Origin of the sequence: Cryobacterium sp. MLB-32 (assembly GCF_000738085.1) — a bacterium.
Taxonomy (GTDB): Bacteria; Actinomycetota; Actinomycetes; order Actinomycetales; family Microbacteriaceae; genus Cryobacterium.
The window spans coordinates 1-1338 of the sequence record NZ_JPRS01000316.1; the positions used below are offsets into that span (position 1 = coordinate 1).

Annotated in this window: 3 protein-coding genes; all 3 read left to right on the plus strand. The window is 62.9% G+C overall.

Annotation, left to right across the window (positions count from 1 at the left end; genetic code table 11):
- Positions 1-14 precede the first annotated feature (14 nt).
- The gene (locus tag JF66_RS22495) at positions 15-164 is read left to right on the plus strand and encodes an iron chelate uptake ABC transporter family permease subunit (RefSeq protein WP_255351548.1); all 150 of its coding nucleotides are present in this window, start codon (positions 15-17) and stop codon (positions 162-164) included.
- The gene (locus JF66_RS18085) at positions 161-1153 is read left to right on the plus strand and encodes an iron chelate uptake ABC transporter family permease subunit (protein WP_035880200.1); all 993 of its coding nucleotides are present in this window, start codon (positions 161-163) and stop codon (positions 1151-1153) included. The genes JF66_RS22495 and JF66_RS18085 overlap by 4 nt, the downstream gene beginning before the upstream one ends.
- Positions 1153-1338 (plus strand): AAA family ATPase (locus JF66_RS24600; protein WP_156109908.1); only part of this gene is annotated, 186 nt, incomplete at its 3' end. The genes JF66_RS18085 and JF66_RS24600, both read left to right, overlap by 1 nt.

The following is a 1338-nucleotide window of genomic DNA, read 5'->3' on the forward strand; positions in this document are numbered from 1 at the left end:
TGACCTTCTGTCTGGTGCTTGGCCCTGTCTTGCTGCTATCTGCTGACATTGTGGGCCGTGTAATCGCAAGCCCCGCCGAAGTGATGGTCGGCGTCATCACCGCGTTCGTCGGGGCACCAATCCTGCTCCTTGCGGTGCGCCGAATGAACGGACCCACGTCGTGACACGCACGGTTTCACAAACCACGACGCGGCAGGTAGGCGTGTCCATCGGACTGATTGTGGCCCTTTTTGTGGTGGTCCTACTTACTCTCACTCTCGGGCACCTCGGAGTGCCACTTACCCATTTGTTCGCCCCGGTGGGGACAGAGACCCTCATCCTGAGTACTCTGCGCGGCCCCCGCCTGATCGTCGCAGTTCTAGCCGGAGCCGCATTTGGTGTGGCCGGCACGCTTTTTCAAACGGTCACCCGAAATCCCCTCGGCAGTCCAGATGTGATCGGCGTTTCCGCCGGAGCTGCGGCTGGTGCCGCGGCCTTCGGATTGTTGTGGACGGGTCTCCTGCCGGTGCCGGTGGGCGCCCTCGTGGGCGCGCTGGTGGCGATGGCTCTCGTCTTCGCGGGCACAGGGCGCGGCTTTTCGTCACCAACACGAGTGCTTTTAGTTGGCGTTGGGGTGTCAGCGATGGCAGGAGCCTTCGTGCAATTCGTGATCAGTCGGGCTGGCCGGGAGCAGGCTACAGTCTTATCCGCGTACCTCAACGGCAGCGTAGCGTCGCGATCGTGGGACCACGTAGCGATCATCGGGGCAGGCCTCGTCATCCTGCTGCCGTGCGCGTTCGCCCTCCGCCGGAGGCTGGAAGTGCTTGCTTTGGGCGATGAGATATCAGACGCGCTGGGCTCGCCCAGCGCGAACACCCGCGTTCTCGCGGTTCTGGCCGGCATCGGACTAGCAACAGCCGCGGTCAGCGTCGTGGGTCCGGTGGCCTTCATCGCCCTGACCGCGCCGCAAATCGCCATCCGCCTAGCTCGGGTGCCTGGGCCCGCGATCGGGCTTTCTGCCCTCACGGGTGCGGTCCTTCTCGCCCTCGCCGACCTCTTGACCCAACAGTTGCCGCTGCCCGTGCAGCTTCCCGTGGGAATTCTCACAGCCGCTCTCGGAGGCATTTACCTGGGATTGCTTTTGATCACGAAATTCCGGAAGGGAACTCTTTGATGATTGACATTCATACCCATGCTTCTGCGCCGACCGTCCCACGGCTCGTGGCCCGGTCGCTCAGCCTCTCGTACCAACGGCACCCCGTCGCCGTCGATCTATCTATCGAGATCCCTCATGCAAGTTTCACCGTCATCGTCGGTCCAAACGCCTGCGGCAAGTCCACGCTACTCAAAGCACTCGCA